This is a genomic window from Peribacillus sp. TE19612 (assembly GCF_056279465.1).
Genome location: NZ_JBWCCL010000012.1, coordinates 150106 through 173997 on the forward strand (window position 1 = coordinate 150106; position 23892 = coordinate 173997).

The window sequence follows — 23892 nt, forward strand, 5'->3', positions numbered from 1 at the left end:
TTTTAGGGTTTTTTTAATTGCTGTTAACAAAGCGTTTTTATTAACGAGAGTAGAACTCAACGATAAGAGCTTCGTTAATTTCAGCAGGCAATTCAGAACGTTCTGGTAAACGAGTGAAAGTACCTTCTAATTTCTCAGCATCGAAAGTAAGGAAATCAGGAACGAAGTTAGTTGCTTCAACTGATTCTTTGATGATTGAGAAGTTGCGTGATTTTTCACGAACTGAGATTGTTTGTCCAAGAGACACTTTGTAAGATGGAATGTCTACGCGGCTTCCGTCTACAGTGATGTGACCGTGGTTAACAAGTTGACGTGCTTGACGACGTGTACGAGCTAAACCAAGACGGTAAACTAGGTTGTCAAGACGTGATTCAAGAAGAATCATGAAGTTTTCACCATGTACACCTTTAAGTTTGCCAGCGCGGTCGAACATTGTGCGGAATTGACGCTCAGTGATTCCGTACATGTGACGAAGTTTTTGTTTCTCTTGTAGTTGCATTCCGTATTCAGAAATTTTTCTACGTTGGTTAGGACCATGTTGTCCTGGAGCATAAGGGCGTTTTTCTAATTCTTTACCAGTACCTGTTAGGGAAATTCCTAAACGACGGGATAGTTTCCAGCTTGGGCCAGTATAACGAGCCATAGGATGACTCCTCCTTTAAATGTTTTTATTTTGGTAAAATAAAAACCGTGTGAATGTACGATCATGACCATTTTGTTTTCATGTACCTTCGCCCTAGCAGCAGAGGGTTACGAGATACACCTCTGGATTGAGGAACAAAATGAGAACATAAAGGCTATCACATAGGCTGCAATATTTTACACAAAGAGTATTGTATAATATTCTGCTCAATGAGTCAAGGACAGTTGTGATAATTATAGAATAGAGAATGGCGGCAGGAAAAATACAATTTTATCATGAGATAATGAATACAACAATTATGGATGGTTTCCGGGATTACTTGGGAGCCCTTGCCACGGGTTTCCTTTGCATCATTTAAAAGTGAAATGTCAAAAGGGCCGGTGAGAAGTTATATATTGAGAAGGTTTCAGGAAAGGGTTTGTACCTGGGTACTGAAATGGAAAAGAGAGCAGGCATGGGTTGCCGCTCCCTTTAACTTTTATAGATGATTGGAAAGGATTTCAGCGAACTTCTCCAGTCCTTGCTGATCCATTTCGTCAAAACGGTCCGTTATCGGGCTGTCGATATCGAGGACACCAAGCAATTTGCCATCCTTCATGAGCGGGATGACAATTTCAGATCTTGATGCTGCATCGCAGGCGATATGTCCAGGGAATTGGTGGACATCCTCAATGCGCAGGGTTTTTTCAGTTGCCGCTGAAGTCCCGCATACGCCCTTGCCCATTGGAATGCGGACACAGGCCGGAAGCCCCTGGAAGGGTCCTAGTATTAATTGGTCTTCTTCATATAAATAAAAGCCAACCCAGTTAATCTCATCGAGAAACTGATTAAGTAAAGCTGCCGCATTGCTTAAATTGGCTATCCTGTTCGTTTCATCTTCGATTAAGGCGAGTAGTTGTTTTTGGACCAGTTCATAGTTTTTTTCTTTTTTTCCTTGATACATTTCGACATTAAACAAAAGCGTTCACCTGTCTTCCTCATATTTTTACAGCACTTTCTAATCATGATGCTCCATTGTTGGGAAATTGTCGAGAACTTACTAAAGGATTCAGGCTCTTTCGTGAAGAAGTAGTCCATAAGACTTGTCTCAAAGAAAGCGAGGGATTGCCTGAATGAATCGCCAGACGCCAACGAAACAAGCCATTGTGGATGCTGCATTGCATTTATTTCATTTAAAAGGCTATCATGCTACATCCATACGGGATATTGCGAATAAAGCGAAAGTGAACGCTGCCAATATTGCCTACTATTTCAAGAATAAGCAGGGGTTGCTGGAATTCTGTTTCACTTCCTATTTAGAAGAATATATCCTGGTCCTTGAGACGAACATGACGCTGCTTGAACTTAAAGGCCCGCAGCAATGCTTGATGAACCTTGTAAAGGATATCCTGGCTTTCCAGAGGGAAAACTTCCTTGCTGCACGGTTCATATATGGGGAATCTTCACTCGATTCCAATTTAAACCGTGAAATTCATTCGACTTATTTTACAAAGGAAAAGTCTTATTTTCAATATATATTGGAACAAGGAATCAAGAGCAGGAGTTTCCAGCAGGTCTCCGTTCCCATGTATATGCTGCAGTTGAAGGGATTATTGACGGCCCCTGTCCTGCATACCCATTATGCGATGGATGTGCTTCATGTATTCCCGCAGGAAGCGTATTACACGAATATTTATGCCAATGAAGTCGGGCGTTTTCTGCAAGACACCCTTTTCATTGCCGAAGACCTGCAGCCGCTGTTAGCCGGCCGGGGCTGAAGTATAAACATGAGTTACCCTTTATACCCTTCAATCAGTGCCTGATGGCCCTGACCCAAATCTTTAGCCTGATGGGCATCGGAACCGTAAATGAGCGGAATGCCGAGTTCTAAAGCACGCTTTGCAAATCGTTCAGGAGGGTAGGGTTCACCGCATAGCGGCTTTACAAGCCCAGCTCCATTATAATCCAGTTCATACCTTTGATCCTTGATCATTTCGAGAACCTTGTAAACCCGCTCGTCAAAACTTGATGCCGGCGGATATCGATGCTGGAATTTATGGACAAGCGTAATGTGCCCGATCCGTTTTGGTTTATAAATGCCTAAATCAGTTTCTATTGATTTTTCCAGTGTATCGTAATATTTGGCATAAACCGATTCCACTGAACCTAGTTCATTGGCAATCTCAGCGAACCCATTTTCGCTGAAATCGATGCAATGCCAGCTGTTTTGATGCTTGATGAAGTGAACGGAAAGTATACTATCATCAAGGAATTCTCCGATTTCGTCGAGGAATTCTTTTGTTTCTTTTTCATACCCCTCTATAAAGTCAACCTCCAGACCTGTTTTGATCAGGATTTTGTCTTTATGGCGTTCTTTCAGTACGCGGAGCTCTTGAAAGTAATCCAGGAGCAGGGCAGCGTCCATCCCGCTGTCTTTTTCAGGCGTAGGATCTTGAAAATTTCGTGGCAATGGAGCATGTTCCGTAAATGTGATTTCCTTTAATCCTAGCTCGATTCCCCGCGTAATATATTCATCGAATTTATCCGTAGAGCCGTGAGGGCAAAACGGAGTGTGCACATGACCGTCAGCTTTCATGGTCCTTCCCTCCCAAAAAACAGGTATTTGTAGCAATTTTCTACAAAAAAATCATTTTTCTCGTCAAAAATTATTGCTAACATGGTATCATAAAAGCATTAAATTTAACATTTTTACAATTCATATATAAATAGCAAGACTGTAAGGACTAGAACAGGGGGCTTACCATGGATTACATAATTGGGGTAATTGTATTAATTTTGATTTTCATCATTTGGGGTTATTTTTTCAAAAAGAGATATTTTAAAGAAATCGATCGACTGGAATCCTGGAAAATTAGCATCACGCACCGCCCCGTGCTGGAAGAGCTTTCTAAAGTCAAACAATTGAACATGACAGGTGAAACAGAGGAAATGTTCGAAAACTGGCGCATTGAATGGGACGCTATCATTACGGATCATATGCCCGAAGTCGAAGAGCTTTTATTCGATGCCGAGGAATCCGTCGATAAATACCGTTTCAGCCGATCAAAAGAGATACAGCGCAAAATTACAGTCAAGCTGAATGAAATAGAGGAAATGATCAAAAAGATCCTATACGAACTGAATGAACTCGTAGGCAGTGAGGAAAAGAATCGATTGGAAATTGAGGATATCAAAGAATCCTACCGTCAATTGAAGAAATCCCTGCTTGCACACAGGCATAATTATGGGAAAGCGGCTGATAAGCTGGAAAGCTCCTTGGATGAAGTGTTGCAGATCCTTCAAAAATATGAAGAAGAGACCGTGAACGGCAATTATTTGAATGCGAGGGAGCTTGTTCTCACCATTAAGGACAAATTGGCGGTTCTGTCAGTTAAAATGGAAATGCTCCCAAAATTATTGATTGATAGCCAATCCGAGCTGCATTCCCAGCTTAATGAATTGAAGGAAGGTTATGAGGAGATGTCAGGACAGGGGTACCTGTTGAGCCATATTCAATTCGAGCAGGAGATATCACGGCTTGAGGAAGAACTGGATCTATATAAAACACAATTGGAAAATGCCGAAACGGAAGCAGTGGAAAAAGGCATTAAAGAAATGCGCGAAAGCATCGAGGTTCTTTATGACCTTTTGGAAAAAGAAGTACTTTCAAAACAGTATATCTTGAAAAATGATGAAATTCTCAGGAAAACGATTAGTGACCTTGAATATGAAAACGATAAACTTAAAGTTGAAACCATACATGTTCAACACACGTATCATCTGACGGAAAATGAGCTCGATGCCCAACGGAAAATGGAAAAGCAGATTGCCCAGATTTCAAAACGCCATCAATTGCTCGTCTTGAAAATGGAGGATAATGTGATGGCAAGCTCGCTTATCAGCGAAGAGATGCAGGGGCTTGTAGTACAGTTGAAGGAATTACAGGAAAATCAGAAAGACTTTACCGTTAAATTACAGGCTTTACGAAAAGATGAAATGGACGCCAGGGATTCACTGGCAGAATTGAAGCGCAAAATGGTCGATACTGGACGTTTAATTTCAAAAAGCAATATTCCAGGTCTTCCAGAAGAGTATAAAGTGGTGCTTCAGGATGCAAAAGAAAGCATGGATGACGTTCAGGGGAAACTTGAAGAAAAGCCGCTTGAGATGGCCGCTGTTTATATTTATTTGGAAAAAGCGGTTCAACAGGTGGATAAGGTCCACGAAAAAGCCCAAGAATTGATCGAGCATATGTATTTGGCCGAAAAGGTGATCCAATTCGGAAATCGTTATCGAAGCAGCCACGATATGGTAGCCGAGAGCCTAAGGGAAGCCGAAGCGAAATTCCGAAGCTATGAATATCAAGCCGCATTGGAAACGGCAGCCACTGCCATAGAAAAGGTCGACCCAGGCAGTTTACGAAAAATCGGGGCGAACATAGAAGAAGTCCTTTCCTGAAAACCCGCCATGGCGGGTTTTTTTCTTTTTATAGCTTAGGTGGGAAGTTAAATCCTTCTCGGGAATAAAAAGAAGCAAGTATCCTAGCATTCTTAGACCAGTGTTTTACATTCTCTTTCAAATTCAATTATGTTAATATTAGAAGTTGCAACAGCAACATTGAAACTTATATTTAGAAGAGTGACCATCATAGATATAAAAACATGGAAGGTGAACCCATGATTTATTTTGACAATAGTGCAACAACAAAACCGTATCCCGAAGTAATCGAATCATTCATGAAGGTTACTTCGGACTATTTCGGGAACCCCTCTTCGCTTCATGGACTTGGGGTGCAATCCGAAAAACTGCTTTCCGCTGCCAGAAAGCAGATTGCTGATTTATTAAAGGTGAAGAGTTCGGAAATATATTTCACTTCCGGGGGAACGGAAGGAAATAATCTTGCCATTAAAGGGGCCGCCCACTCTCAGGGAAATCGCGGCAAACACATAATCACGACAGCGATTGAACATCCTTCTGTAGAAGATGCATGCCAATCATTGACGAGAATGGGATATGAGATCACATATCTTCCCGTTAACGAATTTGGACAAATTGATGTAACCGATCTTAAGGATGCATTGAGGGAAGATACCATTTTGGTTTCCGTCATGCATGTTAATAATGAAGTTGGCTCGATACAGCCGATTGCTGAAGTGGGCAAATTGTTAGAACAATACCCAAACGTGCTCTTTCATGTTGATAATGTACAGGGAACAGGCAAGGTTTCGTTATCATTGCGTGAAGCAAATGTGGATTTATGTACAATTTCCGGCCACAAGGTTCACGGTTTGAAGGGGACGGGCATCCTATATGTTCGTGAAGGCGTTCGGGTCGATCCGCTTTTCCATGGTGGCAATCAGGAAACGAAAATCAGGAGCGGCACCGAAAATGTTGCGGGAATCGTCGCCCTTTCGAAGGCTTTGCGTATTAGTATGAACAATCAATTGCTGTATCATGATAAGCTTCAGCAAATCAAAACTTATTTATATAAAGGTTTGAAGGAAATGGACGGGGTGTTGGTTAACAGTCCCGAAGAGGGTGCACCCCATATTGTGAATTTTTCCGTTCCGGGACTTAAATCCGAGGTATTGCTGCATGCACTTGAATCGGAAGGAATATATGTTTCGACGACTAGTGCCTGTTCTTCGAAAAAAAGGACGGTAAGCAAAACGGTGGACGCGATGTTCCATCATTCGGCTCGTTCCGAAAGCGTCATCCGTATCAGCACTACCTATGGCAATGAAATGGAAGAAGCAAAGCAAGTTCTGGCGGCGATACAGAAAATAGTCGCTAATTTAGAAAAAATAATGAGGGTTGCTAAATGAAATTTGATCATATAATTATCCGTTATGGAGAAATCTCCACTAAAAAAAGAAACCGTAAAGGCTTTGTAGACAAAATGAAGGCACATATCCGCTGGAGTTTAAAAGATATAGAAGGCGTAGTGCTGACAGCCAACCGGGAGCGGATGTACGTTCTCCTGAACGGTGCTGACCATGTGCCGGTCATTGACCGATTAAAAGGCATTTTTGGAATACAGTCATTAAGCCCTGCAATAAAAATAGAGCGTGATCTGGAAGTGATGAAAACGGCAGCCTTGTATTACCTTAATCATACCCTTGAAGAGGTAAACACGTTCAAAATCACGACAAAACGCGCCGATAAGGATTTTCCATATAATACCGATGAAATTAACAGGGCAATCGGCGGGCATTTGCTCCGAAATACAGAAGATTTAAAAGTCGATGTAAAGAACCCTGATTTGAACCTGCTAGTGGAAGTGAGACGCGAAGCCGTGTATTTGACAGGTGAAATCATCCAGGGTGCAGGCGGTCTTCCATTCGGTTCAAGCGGGAAGGCGATGCTGATGCTTTCAGGCGGGATTGATAGCCCTGTTGCAGGCTTCCTTTCGATGAAACGGGGATTGGACGTGGAGGCGATCCATTTTTACAGCCCGCCGTTCACAAGCGAGCGTTCACGTCAAAAGGTCATTGATTTGGCAGGTAAGCTGGCAGAAATAAATGGAAGCATGAAAGTGCATATCGTTCCATTTACGGAAATCCAGTTATTGATTCAAAAACAAATCCCGGAAAACTACTCAATGACTACAACCCGTCGTTTAATGATGCGGGTCGCCGATCGAATCCGTGAAAAGGAAGAAGCCATGGCACTGATTACCGGTGAAAGCCTTGGACAGGTTGCGAGCCAGACGATGAGCAGCATGTTTGCCATCAATGAGGTGACGAATACACCGATCCTGCGTCCGCTGATTACCATGGATAAGACAGAAATCATCAAAATAGCAAGAGAACTCGATACTTTTGAAATATCCAATCTGCCTTACGAGGATTGCTGTACGGTCTTTACGCCGGCAAGCCCAAAAACGAAACCGAAACGTGAAAAAGTCAATTACTATGAAAGCTTCGTCGACTTTGAATCCTTGATCGAAAAAGCGGTCTCCGAAACAGAAATATTAACGGTTAAACCGGGCCAGACTTTCGATAAGGAAGAAGCGATGGAAGACTTATTTTGATATCCTTTAATTACCAATAAAAATGTGCGAATGAAGCCATGTGTTTTAACACACTCTATAATCACAAGGAGGTGAAACACACATGGCAAACAACAACAGCTCAAACGAATTATTGGTACCTGGAGTTGAACAAGCTCTACAACAAATGAAATATGAAATCGCTACAGAATTCGGCGTACAACTTGGTGCCGACACAACATCTCGCGCTAACGGTTCAGTTGGTGGAGAAATCACAAAACGCCTTGTTCAAATGGCTGAACAACAATTAGGCGGAGGTTTCAACAGATAATTTCATAAATATGGCTACAGAGAGCGGGTTTTAACACCCGCTCTCTTTACGTTTGCGGACTGAATTCTTGGACGCCGATTTAATAAATTCGTTAGTTTTACTACATAATTGTTTACTGTTTTATTAAATTTAAACCTTATTGGAATGAAGAAATGTGCGACATTCCTGCTAGCCGAGACCCCACAGGCGCATGCTTTGATGAGGAAAGGGAGCGGGTTTCAGAAAGGGGGTATGTGTAATGATTTCCACTCCAGGCACTCGCTTTCCGCGGGCGGTCCGTGAGCCTCCTCGGCGCTCGCCTGCGGGGTCTCCCTTGGCCACGCTTTTCCCGCAGGAGTCTCGTACCTTACGTTCCAATCACTGGAACTTCTTTTTTAAGAAATATTGTAGGGAAACTGCCTCTCCTTCTCCAATTCGTCTACAGTTGGGCAGTTCCATCAATTTTCCGGCAAAAGGAGTTCCGAATTGCTCTCGCCTCGAACCAAAATTTTAAAAGTAAAAAAGATTATCCTTCAGTATTCCTTAAAGGATGAAGAAATTTGCGACACTCCCGCCGAATAACTGGTTAGTAAAGACCCCACAGGTGCTGCTTTGATGAGCTTGGCAGACAGTCAGTGGAAAGGGAACGGGTTTCTGAAAGTGGGTATGTGTAATGATTTTTCCACTCCAGGCACTCGCTTTCCGCGGGCGGTCCGTGAGCCTCCTCGCGCTCGTCTGCGGTGTCTCCCTTGGCCACGCTTTTCCCGCAGGAGTCTCGTACCTTACGTACCAATCACTGGAACTTCTTTTTTAAGAAATATTGTAGGGAAACTGGCTCCTCTTCTCCAATTCGTCTTTAATCTGGCGGTTTCATCAATTTTTCGGCAAAAGGAGTTCCGAATTGCTCTCGCCCCGAACCAAAATTTTAAAGGTAAACTAGATTACTCTTCATAGTTTTTTTCAGTATTCCTTAAAGGGTTGAAGAGATTTGCGACACTCCTGCCGAATAACTGGCTAGCCGAGACCCCACAGACGCTTGCGTCGAGGAGGCTTGGCAGACAGTCGGCGGAAAGGGCGTGGGTTTCAGAAATCAGCGGAATTTTTAAAAAGAAAAACTGCAGGCAAACTCACTTTAGGAATTGTCTACAGACTATAAGAGAGCGGATTCCTACACCCGCTCTCTTTTTTTATTTGTAAAAATAAATAGAAATTTTAGAGAAGTATCTTGTATAATGAGTAGGTACTAAGAGTTCATAATTGGAGGGGAAGAATATGAAGCGTGAAGACTTATTGGCTCCGGAACATTACAACTTAGTGAGTGAAATGGAACGTTATGCAAAAGATCCAGGTAAAGTTGCCGTACTTTGGGAGAACGAAACCGGAGATAAAAAACAACTTACATATGAGAATTTATTAAAAAGTGCAAATAAAATTGGAAATGCCTTCAAGAAAAAAGGACTGGGTAAAGGTGATACGGTCCTCATCATAATCCCCCGTTTGGTGGAAGCTTATCAAGTGTATTTAGCCGCATTGAAAATTGGCATGATTGTCATCCCTTGTTCTGAAATGCTTCGTGCGAAGGACTTGCAGTACCGAGTCAACCATGGTGATGTCAAAGGAATCATCAGTTATCATGAATATACTGACGAATTGAATGAAATAGAAGGAGCGGAAAGCCTCCTGAAGTTTTCAATCGGAAAACGAATTGAAAATTGGCTGGATTTGAATGAGCTCGCCGATGAGGAATCCGATCAGCTGACCATCGCTGACACGAAAAGTGAGGATATGGCATTCTTATCGTATACTTCCGGAACGACAGGGAATCCAAAAGGGGTCGTCCATACACATGGATGGGCTTATGCCCATTTGAAAACGTCTGCTGCAAACTGGCTCGGGATCAGCGAAACGGATGTCGTATGGGCAACGGCAGGCCCAGGGTGGCAAAAGTGGATTTGGAGTCCTTTCCTGGCGGTTCTGGGAACAGGAGCGACAGGCCTTGCCTATCATGGAAAGTTCGAGGCGAAAAAATATCTTCAGCTGCTACAGGAATACAAAGTGAATGCATTATGCTGCACGCCAACCGAATATCGATTGATTGCAAAGGTGGATAACCTTGATGATTATGATTTATCCCATCTTCACAGTGCTGTATCGGCGGGAGAGCCTTTAAATCAAAAAGTGTTCGAGGTCTTTAAGAACCATTTCCAGATTGAAGTGCGTGATGGGTATGGACAGACCGAAAATACCTTGTTGGTTGGTGTAACGAAAGGCATGGAAATTAAATTGGGCTCAATGGGCAAACCGACTCCGGGCAACCATGTGGAAATCATCGATGATTCCGGTAAACCTTGTTCGCCTGGCGTAGTGGGGGATATTGCCGTACATGTCGATACACCTGCCCTATTTAAAGAATATTTTAAAGATCCCGAGCGGACATCGCAGCAGTTCCGCGGGGACTATTATATCACCGGCGATCAAGCGAAAAAGGATGAGGATGGTTATTTCTGGTTTGAGGGTCGTTCTGATGATATCATCATCAGTTCGGGATATACGATCGGACCGTTTGAAGTGGAAGATGCACTCGTTAAGCATCCATATGTTAAAGAGTGTGCCGTTATAGCAAGTCCTGATGAAATAAGGGGAAATGTGGTCAAGGCATATGTCGTCTTGATGGATGATATCGATCCGAACAGCCAGGACTTGATCAAGACGCTTCAATCGCATGTGAAAGAATTGACTGCTCCATATAAATATCCAAGGAAAATCGAATTTTTAGAAGAGCTGCCCAAAACGACATCAGGTAAAATCAAACGGGTGGATTTACGGAAAAGGGAAGAAGCACTTCTTAACAATTGATCGAAATGCATGACCGTCAGCCTCCAAGGCTGGCTTTTTTTTATTGACAGGGGCTTGGGTAAAAGCATAAATATGGGAATTCATGATATGAGATGGTACACTTACTGCATATCTGCACAGTAACAATCATTTAATAAGGAGTGTAAAGCCGGAATGGGAACGTTATGGTTCAATGGGTCGATTTATACGATGGTTAAAGAAAATGATCAAGTGGAGGCAGTCTTCACTGAAAAGGGGGTAATTGTTGATACCGGCAGCCTGGACCATTTGAAAAATGAACATGCCGGCAATATTTCCAGGGAAATCGACTTAAAAGGACAAACGATGCTGCCGGGATTAGTGGATAGTCACCTTCATTTGGTCGGACATGGTGAAAGGCTGCTTCGTCTAGACCTTTCTTTGATGGATAGCAGGGAGTCGATCATGGAATCCTTGAAGGAAAAGTGCTCAAAGACCCCGGCCGGAAAGTGGATCGTTGCCGAAGGGTGGAATGAAAATGAATGGCCGAGACCTGAATTGATATTACGGGATGAGCTTGACGCGATATCGGCAGATCATCCCATCGTATTGAAAAGGATCTGCCGTCATGCCTTGGTGGTCAATTCGCGCGCCCTTTTGGAAGCGGATATTAAAGAAGATATAAAAGAACCTTCAGGCGGGGTGATCTGCCGTTATCCTGACGGACATTTAAATGGATTATTTAAAGAAAGCCAGGCGCAGAACCTCATTTTAGATAGCCTTCCCGGCATTGATCAAGAGTATATCGAAAACGCGCTCACAGAGGCCATAGAAGACGCATATAAGCTAGGTTTGACTGGCGGGCATACCGAGGACCTCCATTACTACAATGGCTTCATGCCGACATATCAGGCGTTTAAATCGGTAATCGAGGACCGGGAAATGGCCTTTCGCGCCAACTTGCTCGTCCATCACGAAGCGTTTGAAGAAATGCTGGCAGCAGGCGGCGGCTATCAGAAAGGTACGCGATATATCAAATTCGACAGCATGAAGATCTTTACCGATGGCTCCTTAGGCGGACGCACAGCCCTGTTGAGCGAACCTTATGTAGATCAAAAGAATACCAATGGAGTCGCGATATTCACTGAAAACGAGCTTCAGGAATGGGTGAAAAAAGCAAGGGCTGGCGGAATGCCGATTGCTGTCCATGCGATTGGCGATCTCGCTTTTGAATACGTCTTGAATGCAATTGAAGCCCTCCCCCCGAAAAAGGGACAGAGGGACCGGCTCATCCATGCGCAGATTGTACGGCCGGAGCTTTTGGAGCGGGCGGCGAAGCTGCCGGTAATCTTTGATATCCAACCGGGGTTCGTTCCGTCCGATTTTCCGTGGGTGGAAGAAAAGGTGCCAGCCGATCTATTGGAATCCTCCTATGCCTGGAGAACCTATTTGAACTTGGGCATCATTTGTGCGGGAGGGTCGGATGCACCCATTGAACCATTAAATCCGATTTTGGGCATTCATGCAGCTGTCACAAGGATGAAAATCAACAGTGAGGACCGTACCGTATATGGTTTGTCTGAAAGGCTTTCCGTTTTCGAGGCTTTCGCATTGTATACCAAAGGGAGTGCTGCAGCAATCGGCCAGGAAAAACGCCGCGGTGTGATCAATAAAGGGTACGATGCCGATTTTACCGTGTTTAATCTGGATGTCTTTGCTGTTGCACAGGATGATCTCCTGAAAGCTGAGGCGGTCATGACGGTCATCGATGACAAAATCATGTATGATAAAAATTAACAGTTGCAAAAAAAGAAAGGGAAATACAAAATTGTTAGATGGAATTAGATAAAGGAATGTAAATGGAAAGAAGGCTTGTTATGAAAGTGGATCAACAAAAAGAAGGGGCGATTTATGCAGCCCTTTCATACATGATGTGGGGAGTTGTGCCGGTTTACTGGAAGTTCCTTCAGGGAGTCGGTGCAATAGAAATTTTAGCTCAGAGGGTATTATGGTCTTTCGTGTTCATGCTGGTTTTATTGATGTTCATGAAAAAATGGCAGGCGTTTCTAGATTATGTCAAAAAGATAATGGGAAATCCGAAACTCTTTACGGCATTGCTAACGGCGTCCCTGCTTGTTACAGCTAATTGGGGAGTGTTCATATGGGCCGTTAACTCAGGACGGATCCTCGACACGAGCCTTGGATATTATATCAATCCGCTCGTCAGTGTACTATTGGGAGTGATAGTCTTAAAAGAAAAATTGAGCGGGGCCCAAATCATTTCATTCCTGCTTGCAGGAATCGGAGTCTTGATCCTTGGCATTCATTTCGGCACGATCCCGTGGATCTCTCTTGTTTTGGCCATGACCTTTGGATTATACGGTCTGGCAAAAAAAATGATCAAGGCCGAATCGGCAATCGGGCTGACGCTTGAAACGATGATGGTAACGCCTCTGGCCCTAGGTTACCTGATTTACTTGATGAACAGGTCGGAAATGCAATTCTTTACAGACGGGAGCACAAGCTTGCTGTTGGTGGGCGGCGGGATTGCCACGGCATTGCCTCTTTTATATTTTGCAAAAGGGGCGGAGAAGATCCCGTTATCGATGCTTGGCATTTTTCAGTATATTGCTCCGACCTTATCTTTATTGATCGGGGTATTCGTCTATCATGAAAGTTTCACCAAAGCACATCTTTTAGCCTTTTTGTTCATATGGTCAGCTTTGGCTGTTTATACACTATCCATAACGAAATGGGGACAGGCAAGTGCCCGCAGGTTCAAAGGCAAAGGGAATATTGGTGCGTGAAAAGAAAAAAATGCTTGGGGAGATTTCTGCCCAAGCATTTTTTTTATGTCGTTACTCAATAAAACGGTTTTATGGCATAGGCGAAATGCCAGGGTCATGAAAGGTATATCTTCGAACCTATTTCAGAAACAATACAATTGGAAAGGCAGGCAGGACTGTTATCGGGATTGGCACGGGGGGAATTCAGTTGGAATTGTCTATAGAAAGAACTATCCAGGAAAATGATATGCGTTGTCAGGAATGCTGATATGGTGGCGTACGGCTTTCTATTGCTATTTAATTCATTGATGATTCCCTGTGCAGTGGTAATCCCGATCCCGTGACCATAAAAGAGGTTATTCCCTAATAATATGGCATTTTCACCTTGCCATTCAGGGGTTGCCAAGTCGTGATCAGGGTTTTTGAAGTAAACGCAATCACCTGGTAAATAGTCCCTTCCCTGGTGAACGATGAGAGCCATATTCCTTGGAGGGCGCCAGTCATATAAAAATAGGTCTGAAAAAAGATAGTCGAAATTCCTGGGGCCGATTAAATCCAAAATCGCCTTTAAAAATGTGACGACTATTGCTGTCCCGCATTCGAAGGCATAAAGCCCTCCATTCATGAAAATGTCAACGAGCGCAGCATGAGGGAGAATCCCTGGCTGAAGGGTGAATGTGCCATCCTTTGAAAGGTGCCAATAACGTTGATTGGATTGAGACTCCTCAAGTGTGGAAAATTCCGGCCCGCTTTTATCCAACGCAATAGCTGCCTCTATGACCCGGTTCCTCAGCTGTATCTCGAAATTAAAATCCCCAAAGTTCCGGTATTCAAAAACGTTAGAATCTTCCGCCAAGCATTGAAGAGTTTCAAGCGATTTGGCAGAGGCTGTACCTGGTTGGATTTGACTGACATCTAACCATTTGTGATTAATCTTTATCATGACATATCCACCTTTTGCTTATGAAATTAAGGGTTTAATAAACCAGTAAACAAAAATGTCTACACGTAATGCTCATTATATGAATGCTTGCAAAGAAATGACTATTTGGAACGTGTCCGCCACCGTTGCAGCCAAGAATGATTGGAACGGAAAGAGGCAGAATTATTTTGCTTTCAATGATTTTCGTTCCAAAAGATGTTTTGCAAGACATCCTGAAGTGCAAGGAATACCTTTCCAATTAGAGAGTAGAAGCAAATTAGTATTCCTTTTTCCCTATGAATTGATATAATGAGAGAGAAAAGTTCATATGTGCGAGAAATGTAGGGGGGCCAGTACTGCTGGCTGAGATTGCATCCATTAGATGCTGACTCTTTGAACCTGATCTGGGTGATGCCAGCGGAGGGAACATATTATGACTGATTTTCTGTTTTGTATGTTAACGTCCGAATTCATCTTCGGGCGTTTTTTGCTTTTTTATCTAGTATTTGAATAGCCCTGGAGCCCCATCATGGTTCCGGCATATGAATCTTATAAGATGTGTAGGAGGATAATGACTTGAATAAATTCTTACCACTGTTAACTTCGTTCTTCCTTTTAGCTGGATGCGGAGCAGGCGGAACTAATGAAAAAGAAGAAGCATCTAAAAATGAAGAATTAAAAAAGGTATCGGTCGTGCTCGATTGGACACCGAATACAAACCATACAGGATTGTATGTAGCCAAGGAAAAAGGTTATTTTAAAGAACAAGGTCTTGATGTGGAGATTATCATGCCAGGTGAAGCGGGAGCTGATAAGCTTGTCGCTTCAGGGAAATCTGAATTTGGCGTGAGCTACCAGGAGGGCATAACGCAGGCCCGCGTGCAGGGCGTGCCGATTGTTTCGGTAGCTGCCGTCATCCAGCATAATACCTCGGGGTTCGCTTCCCCTGAGGCAAAGGACATTACGACTCCCAAGGATTTTGAAGGGAAGACTTATGGTGGCTGGGGATCTCCGGTTGAAAAGGCCATTATTGATTCACTCATGAAAAAGGAAAATGCGGATGTAAATGAAGTGGACATAGTCAATACAGGAGACATGGATTTTTTCACTTCGGTTAAAAGGGATATAGATTTTGCCTGGATTTATTATGGTTGGACAGGCATAGAGGCTGAGTTGCGAAATGAAAAGCTTAATATGGTGTACTTAACCGAATACTCTGATAAGCTTGATTACTATACGCCTGTTTTGACTACAAATGAAAAGATGATAAAAGAAGATCCCGAGACTGTTAAAGCATTCGTTCATGCAGCTTCGAAAGGGTACCAGTTTGCGATTAAGAATCCTGATGATGCAGCAGATATGTTAATTGAGTCTGCACCGGATCTTGATCCAGAACTAGTGAAGAAAAGCCAGGAGTGGCTTGCAGCCAAGTATCAGGATGATGCTCCGCGATGGGGTGAACAAAAGCTTGAAATTTGGAAGAATTACAGTGAGTGGATGACTGAAAATAAGCTTCTTGAAGGTGATTTCGATCCTGAAAAGGCATTTACCAATGAATTTTTACCAAATTAGGAGGAAATACAATGGCCAATTCATTAATTAGTATACAAATTATTCCTAAAGGGGAAAATGTCATCCCTATGGTCGATGAAGCAATCAAGATCATTGAAGAATCAGGTGTCAAGTATGAGGTTCACCCGCTTGAAACGACAATGGAGGGGGAGCTTTCCGAACTTTTTGCCGTGATAGAAAAAATGAATGTAAGAATGATTGAAATAGGATCGCCGAATGTCATTTCCCAAGTGAAAATATTATATCAGCCAAGCGGGATTACGATGGATACGTTAACGGAGAAATATCGGGCATGATCGGAAGGGGAATTTGGAAGAAGGGGGCTCCCTTCTTTCTTTTATTATTGTTGCTGATTGTATGGGAGTCAGTGACAGTCTTATTGAAAGTTGAAGAATGGCTGCTTCCCGCTCCATCGGCCATTTTCATTGAAGGAATTGAGTCGTCCCGCAATCTTTACGGACACCTTATATCCACAACCGAGCTTGCGTTGTCGGGATTTTTTATTGGAAGCTGCATCGGCTTATTGATCGCGGCAATCCTACACCTATTTCCAGGTGTGAAGGACGCGGTTTATCCTCTGCTCATACTATCACAAAATATACCTATCATTGTTTTGGCGCCGCTTTTGGTGATCTGGTTTGGCTTTGGCATGCTGCCTAAGTTAATCGTGATTTCACTTGTATGTTTTTTTCCGGTTGCGGTCGCATCATTGGACGGTTTTCGCCAGACACCATACGAGCTTAAGCATTATTTCAAGATGATGGGAGCGGGGAAAAACCAGTTATTTTGGAAGCTGGAACTTCCTCACTCGATCCCGTTCATTTTCTCCGGCCTGAAAATTTCGGCTACCTATAGTGTAATGGGGGCTGTTATTTCGGAATGGCTTGGGGCAAAATCGGGGATTGGTGTTTATATGACTCTCGCTTCTTCAGCGTTCAGGACAGATCGGGTGTTTGTAGCCATTTTCATCATTATGGGAATGAGCCTGATCTTTTTTGGAATCATCACTTTCCTGGAGAAATACTTGGTTTCTTGGAAGAGAAAGGAGGGCGAAAAGGATGAAGCTGGAAATTAAAGACGTCTCCTATGCTTTCGATGGTAAGCAGAATATATTGGAGAATATGAATTTCCATGTGAATGATGGGGAATTTGTCACGATCCTTGGGCCATCGGGAAGCGGTAAAAGTACATTGTTCCACTTGATCGGCGGGATTTTGAAGCCTGATCATGGCATCATTTCATTGGATGGTAAAAAGATAAATGGCCTAAAGGGACATATCAGCTATATGCCTCAGCAGCCTTCCCTTTTACCTTGGAGAACGGTATTGGAAAATGTTTTGCTTGGAAGTGAACTTGCTGGGACCAGAGATAAAGAAAAGGCAAAAACCCTTTTGATGAAAGCTGGTTTAGAAGAATACGATAAAGCATATCCGCATGAATTATCTGGAGGCATGAAGCAAAGGGCCGCATTCATTCGGAGTATCTTAAGTCCACAGGACTTGATGTGCCTGGACGAACCCTTTTCTGCCTTGGATGAACTGACAAGATTGCAAATGCAACAATGGCTGTTGTCGGTTTGGGAAGAAAATCGGAGGTCGGTGCTTTTTGTCACTCACAGCATAGATGAAGCGGTTTTCCTATCAGATAGAATTTATGTGTTATCAGCAAAACCGGCTGCTGTCATCAAAGAAGTGAAAGTTCCATTTTCAAGGCCAAGAAGAGAAGAACAGCTTCTTAGTGATGAATTTATTCATTTGAAGAGAGAATTATATGCAGCACTCAAGCCAACTTTCAATACTTAAGTAAGGAGGCGATACCATTTGAGAATCATCGACAGCCATATCCATTTGGATAAGTATGATATTGTTAAGCGGAAGCAGATCCTGAAAGACATGGAAAAGGTTCAGTTGGAATCCTTGCTGACTGTTTCCATGAATTTGGCTTCTTCGATTAACAATTATCAGCTTTCACTTAAAGATTCACGAATTATGCCTGCCTTTGGTTTTCATCCAGAGCAGCCCCTCCCGAGTGATGAAGAAGTGAATGAATTATTGAGCTGGATGCGGGAACATCGTCACAATATGGTTGCGATAGGCGAGGTTGGGCTGCCCTATTACTTAAGGCAGGAAAACCCCAATATTGATAACTCAGCATATATAGTGATACTGGAGAGGTTCCTGACCTTAGCTAAAGAGATTGAAAAGCCGGTTATCCTTCATGCCGTCCATGACGATGCACCTATTGTTTGCGACCTTTTGGACAAGCATCAAATCACAAGGGCACACTTTCATTGGTTTAAAGGGGATATCCGGACAGTTGAAAGAATGGCCAAAAAGGGCTACCGCATTTCGATTACACCTGATGTTTGTTATGAGAGGGAAATACAGGAATTAGTTTCGGCCTATCCACTTAAGCTTATGATGATAGAAACGGATGGACCATGGCCGTTTGAAGGGGTTTTCAATGGGGAATGGACCCATCCCGGCATGATGCATGAAAGTGTGCGTCAAATTGCTTCGATTAAAGGATTGCCGATTGAGGATGTCTATGAAGCCCTTTATCAAAATACGAAAGATTTTTATCATATATAAAGGTACCGGTTATCATATCCGGTACCTTTTTTCGTTTAGAGAAAGGTCCTTTTAACCTTTTCCCAAAAGGAATTGTCTTTTAGCTTAACGGTCTTGATGACCTTACCGCTTAACCGGACCTTTACCTTTTCGACATGATTGATGCTTAACGCTTCATTGTCCATTCCGACGATCGGATAGCTTGGTCCGTTTTGTTCAAGGTGGACGGTCAACGTCTTAGCACCGCTTAAGATAAATGAGGAGCCTAGGGTCCGATAGGTATTATTATTGACGGAAGCAAGCTCGCTCACTTGGAAGCAAGGGAGAAGGGGATCGACAACGGCCCCATTGACCGATTTATTATAGGCGGTGCTTCCGGTCGGAGTCGCAATGATGATCCCGTCCCCGCGAAAAGTTTCAAAATGGAGTTGATCAATGAAAATATCCATGATGAACGTTTTGGTGATCGAAGAGCGGATACTGAGTTCATTAAGGGCATAAAAGGAGGGCTGATCGTCCAATTGGATAGAGATGGTTGGATATTTACGCACCTCGATTTGCTCCCTTGTCATGGCATCAATCATTTTATCACTGTCTTCCAAGTGGAAATCGCAATACATATTCAAGTTACCTGTCGTGGAAATGCCCGCATATAAACAGTCATCCCTGAACCCGGTTTTACGGGCTGCCTGCAGGAATGTGCCGTCATCACCGATGCTTACGATGATGTTCGCTTTTGAGAAATCCTGGATGACTTCATACGAATGTTGCTTCGCCAAGTCTGATAAGTATTCAACCTTGCTAAGCATCTCTTCATTCGGTGCATGGAAAAAATAAATATTCCTTCGAGTGTTCATCATGTTTCCCCCCCTAGTATGTATGGTGATGAAAGGGCTTTCTTTAACCTGTTTACGATAAATGCAATTTGTGCAAAATGGACCAATGCATTTCCAATTTGAGGATTCTTTGCTACAATTTTATATGTCTTAGTTTATCATGGAATGAAACATTTTTGGTATTAGTTCGTATGGTAAGAAGGATACATATATTTAAGGGGGAAAACAGATGAATGGAAAGCGTTGGGCTGCACTTGGAATCGCAGCCGTTTTATTTTTTGTTTCTATTGCTGTAGGGGCGGCCACTACTCTATTTACAGCGGATACGGAAAATATCATTGATGAATTATTTGCTTCCGAAAGTGCATTTTACGAGGAAGTCATAGAAGGCGATGATTACACTAATGTTATTGCCGTATTTGATGTAGAGGGCACGATTCAAGATACAGGAGAAGCCTCATTACTTAGTTCAACAACATATAATCACCGTGCCTTCATGGATAAGCTGAAGATGGCAGAGGAAAATGATAATATCAAAGGAATCATCCTTCGGGTGAATTCTCCAGGCGGCGGTGTCGTCGAAAGTGCAGAGATTCATGAAAAGATCCTTGATATCAAGAAAGTGAAAAAACCTGTTTATGTATCAATGGGGTCTATGGCTGCTTCAGGCGGATATTATATTTCTGCACCAGCCGATAAGATTTATGCCAGCCCAGAAACGATGACCGGTTCACTTGGAGTCATCATGCAGGGGTATAATTACGAGAAATTGGCCAAGAAGTATGGTGTTGAGTTCCAAACCATCAAAAGCGGACCACACAAAGATATTATGAGTCCAACCCGGGAAATGACTGGTGAAGAACGTGAAATACTCCAAGACATGATCGATAATTCTTATGATCAATTTGTAAAAATCATTGCAGACGGCCGCGGTATGACTGAGAAGGAAGTAAGGGAAATTGCCGATGGACGCATTTATGATGGACGCCAGGCTAAAGAAAACCATCTTATCGATGATTTCGGCCATTTGGATGATGTAATTGCCGCTATGAAAACTGATATCGGTAAAAAGGATGCTCAAGTTATCCGTTATACAGATGAGGCAGGTTTCGGTTCATTATTCAGTATGGGTGCGCAAAAAATGTTGGGAAATGATGTGGAAACGGCAGTCTTGACAAAAATCCTTTCCTCTTCAAATTCTCCACGCTTAATGTATTTGTATGCGGAATAGGGGGGCTGAAGGATGACGGAACGAAATGAAAACAATGAACAAATCGCTTCATCCAGTCTAATGGCAGATCAAGAGGTTCCCGTTCAGCAGGAATTTACACCAGCCAAAAAGGCCGTGGATGATGACGAAGTCAAGAAAGTGCATTTTGCTGGTTTTTGGATGAGGTTTTGGGCCTATTTAGCGGATCTATTGGTTATCGGAAGCTTGAACCGGATTTTGATTCATCCCATCTTTAAATTTTATGAAGGGACAGATGACCTTTGGTTCTCCGCAGAGGGGTTTTTAACGGGGGGCGTATTCTTCCTATACTTTGTTTTGATGACCAAATTCTGGAACCAAACCTTAGGCAAGATGATTTTTGGATTGAAAGTCGTTGCCTTGAAGGAAGAGAAAAAAACCATTTCATGGGGTACGATATTGTTCAGGGAGCTGATTGGCCGCTATATTTCAAAGGTCACTTGGATTGGCTATCTCTTGGCAGGCCTATTACCGAAGAAACAGGCTTTGCATGATGTCTTTGCTGACACGGGCGTTGTGTTGATCAGAAGATGATTTTTTCCATTCATAAATCTGTAAGAGCGTGATTTTCGCTTTTGCAGGTTTATTTTTTTTGCATATGCCGATAATGATAGGCTGAAGGGGTGTGGGTGCATGAAGTGGCTTTTGTTGATTATGGGTATCCTCATTTTGGTGCTGCTTATTGTTGTTTTCACTAGAGTAAAAGTGTCCATCGACTACAAACGTGTCCAAACGAATGACCTAATACATATTAAATTATCAGCTTGGTACGGGCTTTTTCACTATACATTCAAGGTTCCGGTCATGAAAATGGAAGATGACTCGGCAACCGTAGTTGTAAAGGAAGAGCAAGAAATGAACGGAAAAACAAAAAAGGAAGAAAAGAAAAAAATCACAGCCGAAGATTTGCGTGACGGATTCGCAGACATTCTGGAGATGCTTCAGCATATAATCGGATTCCATAAGATCGTCCGACAATTCGCTGGGAAAGTCAAAGTCAAAAAATTCACCTGGCATAGTAAGGTCGGTACTAAAAATGCTGCACACACCGGTGTTTTAACTGGTGCATGCTGGGCACTTAAAGGTTCAATCATCGGTTTGCTGACAACCTATTTCAACTTTCGGATCATGCCCTCCTATTCCATTACACCCGACTTTCAGAGATGGCAGGCAAACACGTCGATTTCCTGCATATTACAATTCAGAATCGGGCAGGCTATGGTGACTGGAATAAAACTGCTTCGTTATTGGAAAAGCGGAAAGCCGCATTTCAAGTCGAGGAAATTAGCGAAGCTATCAGATGATTCCAATAAACAATCGTTCTAGAGTGGAGGGAATTTAAATGTCAGATCATCCGATCCAAGGTTTAATGAAAGAAGCTATGGAAAATCTTAAAGAAATGGTCGATGTGAACACGATCATTGGGGATCCGGTAGAAACTCCGGATGGAAGTGTCATTTTAACTGTATCCAAAGTGGGGTTTGGTTTTGCAGCCGGTGGCAGCGAATTTGTGATGGATGGAAACCATCAAGGACAGCAAGGTGATTCCAAGCAGCCTTTTGGCGGCGGTAGCGGCGGTGGGGTTTCCATAACGCCAATTGCCTTTTTGATTGTCGGTTCCCATGGAGTGAAAATGATTCATCTCGATGAAGGGACGCATCTTCTCGAAAAAATGATGGATTTAGCTCCTCAAGTCGTCGATAAGATTCAGTCCATGCTATCCAAGAAAGACAATAATCAAAAGCAAGGAAATAATCAAAACCAAGGCGGCAGTCAACCAGCTGTGAACAGATACCAAGAACCTAAACAGGATATAGACTTCTAATTGCGACTCGGCATCCGCCGAGTTTTTCTTTTTGCTGCATTCTTCCACTACACAAAAAAAGCTCGGATGCCGAACTTGTGCAAGCACCATTCACATTTCCTGATTCAATTAATTGCAAAATTCCGGCAAAACAAATATTATTATGCTTGTACATATAGCAGAAAAGGGAGGAATTATTAATGGCTTCAGTTACATTTAAAAACAACCCGATCACTTTAGTGGGACAAGAACTAAAAGTTGGGGACAAAGCACCTGATTTTACAGTATTGGCTAATGACTTATCACCGGTTACTTTAAGCGACTCCAAAGGTTCTGTCCGCATTATCAGCGTTGTTCCATCCGTGGATACAGGCGTATGTGATGCACAGACACGTAAATTCAATGAAGAAGCGGCAAAATTGGATAATGTGAAAGTACTGACGATCAGTAACGACCTTCCTTTCGCGCAAAAACGCTGGTGTGCTGCCAGCGGCTTGGACAATGTTCAAGTTCTTTCCGATCACCGTGACCTTTCATTCGGTGAAGCATATGGTGTCGTCATGCAAGAACTTCGTCTATTGGCTCGCTCTGTATTCGTTGTGAACAGCTCTGATGAAATCACATATGTAGAATATGTGAGTGAAGGTACCAACCATCCAAATTACGAAGGTGCAATCGAAGCGGCGAAAGCGGCAAAATAAGATGCGAATTTAAGAAACCGGGCGCAATGTGCCCGGTTTTTTGTTATAATGTTGATTTTCTTGTTGATAAACACCTTGTCGTTGAAGTGGACAGGTCCTTTTTAGGATTTAATGTTCATTGGAGTTGTGTCGATCGATACATTTCATTTCTATTGAAGGGTATCATTTTTTATATCTGGATTCAGTTAAGGCTCGAAAGTCGGACCATTTTGTGGTAAAACAACCTTGCCAGACCATTCCTGACCATTAGGTGTTCCAACTCTTATGTCAATTTCATTAGGCCACGATGGCATTTGTCTTGGTCCTGGGAAAAACCCCGCTTGTTGCCCTGCTCGAAATCCTTCTCGATACCCTTGTCGATACCCTTGTCGAAATCCTTGTCGAAAACCTTGTTGAAATCCCTGCTGTTGCCTGTTAAATTCATCTGCTGACTGAATATCATGTTGCTGATTTATCGGATTAACCTGCCCATGATAGTTTTGATATTGATTATCCATATATAATCACCACCTCATGTATGGTATTCTGTTTGGGCCTTCATTGAGCCTATCCAAGTAATAAAAAAATACAGGGCAACAACACAACCCGTATTTGAGTTTTTAGACAAAGGTTTTCTATCTAATTTCAAAACAAAGTTGATTGGAACGTAAGGTACGAGACTCCTGCGGGAAAAGCGTGTCAGGGGAGACCGCGCAGGCGCAAGCCGAGGGCAGAC

The 23892-nt window shown here is 42.9% G+C and carries 24 protein-coding genes and 1 riboswitch; of the genes, 18 read left to right on the forward strand and 6 right to left on the reverse strand.

All coding sequences use genetic code 11. The features are described from left to right. Positions 1-40: 40 nt before the first annotated feature. Complete coding sequence (rpsD, locus tag ACZ9AO_RS20425) at positions 41-643, reverse strand: 30S ribosomal protein S4 (RefSeq protein WP_034309220.1); 603 nt, start codon at positions 641-643, stop codon at positions 41-43. Positions 644-1121: 478 nt separating this feature from the next. Continuing rightward, entirely contained in the window at positions 1122-1601 is a 480-nt protein-coding gene (locus tag ACZ9AO_RS20430; RefSeq protein WP_034309218.1) for a GAF domain-containing protein, read from the reverse strand. A 154-nt stretch (positions 1602-1755) separates the two neighbouring features. Between ACZ9AO_RS20430 and refZ the strand changes: the two genes are divergently transcribed. Further along, complete coding sequence (gene refZ / locus ACZ9AO_RS20435; protein ID WP_048682281.1) at positions 1756-2400, forward strand: forespore capture DNA-binding protein RefZ; 645 nt, start codon at positions 1756-1758, stop codon at positions 2398-2400. 14 nt (positions 2401-2414) lie between these two features. On the opposite strand, the gene hisJ is transcribed toward refZ, so the two are convergent. Then, positions 2415-3218, reverse strand: a complete 804-nt coding sequence (hisJ, locus tag ACZ9AO_RS20440; RefSeq protein ID WP_336863453.1) for a histidinol-phosphatase HisJ — start codon at positions 3216-3218, stop codon at positions 2415-2417. A gap of 167 nt (positions 3219-3385) precedes the next feature. Here hisJ and ezrA point away from each other — a divergent pair, with 167 nt between their 5' ends. From ezrA to rarD, 7 genes are all read left to right on the forward strand, one after another. After that, positions 3386-5080 (forward strand): septation ring formation regulator EzrA, encoded by a 1695-nt coding sequence (gene ezrA / locus ACZ9AO_RS20445; protein ID WP_476110106.1) that lies wholly within the window; start codon positions 3386-3388, stop codon positions 5078-5080. Positions 5081-5298: 218 nt separating this feature from the next. Then, positions 5299-6447: a cysteine desulfurase family protein gene (locus ACZ9AO_RS20450; RefSeq protein WP_476110108.1), complete on the forward strand. Its 1149-nt coding sequence runs from the start codon at positions 5299-5301 to the stop codon at positions 6445-6447. After that, entirely contained in the window at positions 6444-7655 is a 1212-nt protein-coding gene (thiI, locus tag ACZ9AO_RS20455; RefSeq protein ID WP_034309205.1) for a tRNA uracil 4-sulfurtransferase ThiI, read from the forward strand. Before ACZ9AO_RS20450 ends, thiI begins: the two co-directional genes overlap by 4 nt. Positions 7656-7737: 82 nt before the next feature. Then, positions 7738-7944 (forward strand): alpha/beta-type small acid-soluble spore protein, encoded by a 207-nt coding sequence (locus ACZ9AO_RS20460; protein ID WP_034309203.1) that lies wholly within the window; start codon positions 7738-7740, stop codon positions 7942-7944. 1251 nt (positions 7945-9195) lie between these two features. Next, positions 9196-10779, forward strand: coding sequence for an acyl-CoA synthetase MbcS (gene mbcS / locus ACZ9AO_RS20465; protein WP_476110111.1), 1584 nt, complete (start codon positions 9196-9198; stop codon positions 10777-10779). A 153-nt stretch (positions 10780-10932) separates the two neighbouring features. After that, a complete protein-coding gene (locus ACZ9AO_RS20470) occupies positions 10933-12534 on the forward strand; it encodes an amidohydrolase (protein ID WP_476110113.1) in 1602 nt (533 codons plus the stop codon). A gap of 80 nt (positions 12535-12614) precedes the next feature. Beyond that, on the forward strand, positions 12615-13544 hold the full coding sequence (gene rarD / locus ACZ9AO_RS20475; protein ID WP_476110115.1) for an EamA family transporter RarD: 930 nt from the start codon (positions 12615-12617) through the stop codon (positions 13542-13544). A gap of 94 nt (positions 13545-13638) precedes the next feature. Here rarD and ACZ9AO_RS20480 read toward each other — a convergent pair whose 3' ends face one another. After that, on the reverse strand, positions 13639-14466 hold the full coding sequence (locus tag ACZ9AO_RS20480; protein WP_251539795.1) for a protein-glutamine gamma-glutamyltransferase: 828 nt from the start codon (positions 14464-14466) through the stop codon (positions 13639-13641). Positions 14467-14778: 312 nt separating this feature from the next. After that, positions 14779-14888: riboswitch (TPP riboswitch) on the forward strand. Positions 14889-15021: 133 nt separating this feature from the next. Here ACZ9AO_RS20480 and ACZ9AO_RS20485 point away from each other — a divergent pair. From ACZ9AO_RS20485 to ACZ9AO_RS20505, 5 genes are read left to right on the forward strand one after another with little or no spacing between them, the layout of a single operon-like run. Further along, a complete protein-coding gene (locus ACZ9AO_RS20485) occupies positions 15022-16017 on the forward strand; it encodes an ABC transporter substrate-binding protein (protein WP_063594399.1) in 996 nt (331 codons plus the stop codon). An 11-nt stretch (positions 16018-16028) separates the two neighbouring features. After that, positions 16029-16313 (forward strand): thiamine-binding protein, encoded by a 285-nt coding sequence (locus ACZ9AO_RS20490; protein WP_034309193.1) that lies wholly within the window; start codon positions 16029-16031, stop codon positions 16311-16313. Continuing rightward, entirely contained in the window at positions 16310-17092 is a 783-nt protein-coding gene (locus tag ACZ9AO_RS20495) for an ABC transporter permease (protein WP_048677939.1), read from the forward strand. The genes ACZ9AO_RS20490 and ACZ9AO_RS20495 overlap by 4 nt, the downstream gene beginning before the upstream one ends. Then, entirely contained in the window at positions 17076-17819 is a 744-nt protein-coding gene (locus tag ACZ9AO_RS20500; protein ID WP_476110119.1) for an ABC transporter ATP-binding protein, read from the forward strand. The genes ACZ9AO_RS20495 and ACZ9AO_RS20500 overlap by 17 nt, the downstream gene beginning before the upstream one ends. A gap of 18 nt (positions 17820-17837) precedes the next feature. Continuing rightward, positions 17838-18608, forward strand: coding sequence for a TatD family hydrolase (locus ACZ9AO_RS20505; RefSeq protein WP_251539793.1), 771 nt, complete (start codon positions 17838-17840; stop codon positions 18606-18608). Between the two features lie 35 nt (positions 18609-18643). On the opposite strand, the gene ACZ9AO_RS20510 is transcribed toward ACZ9AO_RS20505, so the two are convergent. Beyond that, positions 18644-19444 (reverse strand): NAD kinase, encoded by an 801-nt coding sequence (locus tag ACZ9AO_RS20510; protein ID WP_251539846.1) that lies wholly within the window; start codon positions 19442-19444, stop codon positions 18644-18646. Between the two features lie 208 nt (positions 19445-19652). Between ACZ9AO_RS20510 and sppA the strand changes: the two genes are divergently transcribed. The 5 genes from sppA to tpx all read left to right on the forward strand — a co-directional run bounded on the left by sppA (position 19653) and on the right by tpx (position 23177). Continuing rightward, entirely contained in the window at positions 19653-20654 is a 1002-nt protein-coding gene (sppA, locus tag ACZ9AO_RS20515; protein WP_476110121.1) for a signal peptide peptidase SppA, read from the forward strand. A 12-nt stretch (positions 20655-20666) separates the two neighbouring features. Further along, positions 20667-21206 carry an RDD family protein gene (locus ACZ9AO_RS20520; RefSeq protein ID WP_476110123.1) on the forward strand — a complete coding sequence of 180 codons (540 nt, stop codon included), beginning with the start codon at positions 20667-20669 and terminating at the stop codon, positions 21204-21206. A gap of 99 nt (positions 21207-21305) precedes the next feature. After that, positions 21306-21998, forward strand: coding sequence for a DUF2953 domain-containing protein (locus tag ACZ9AO_RS20525; RefSeq protein WP_476110125.1), 693 nt, complete (start codon positions 21306-21308; stop codon positions 21996-21998). 16 nt (positions 21999-22014) lie between these two features. After that, positions 22015-22497 (forward strand): GerW family sporulation protein, encoded by a 483-nt coding sequence (ytfJ, locus tag ACZ9AO_RS20530; RefSeq protein ID WP_476110126.1) that lies wholly within the window; start codon positions 22015-22017, stop codon positions 22495-22497. A 179-nt stretch (positions 22498-22676) separates the two neighbouring features. After that, positions 22677-23177: a thiol peroxidase gene (gene tpx, locus ACZ9AO_RS20535; RefSeq protein WP_034309176.1), complete on the forward strand. Its 501-nt coding sequence runs from the start codon at positions 22677-22679 to the stop codon at positions 23175-23177. A gap of 185 nt (positions 23178-23362) precedes the next feature. Here the strand turns inward: tpx and ACZ9AO_RS20540 are convergent, their stop codons facing one another. Continuing rightward, the gene (locus tag ACZ9AO_RS20540) at positions 23363-23674 is read right to left on the reverse strand and encodes a hypothetical protein (RefSeq protein WP_034309173.1); all 312 of its coding nucleotides are present in this window, start codon (positions 23672-23674) and stop codon (positions 23363-23365) included. Between the last annotated feature and the right edge of the window lie 218 nt (positions 23675-23892).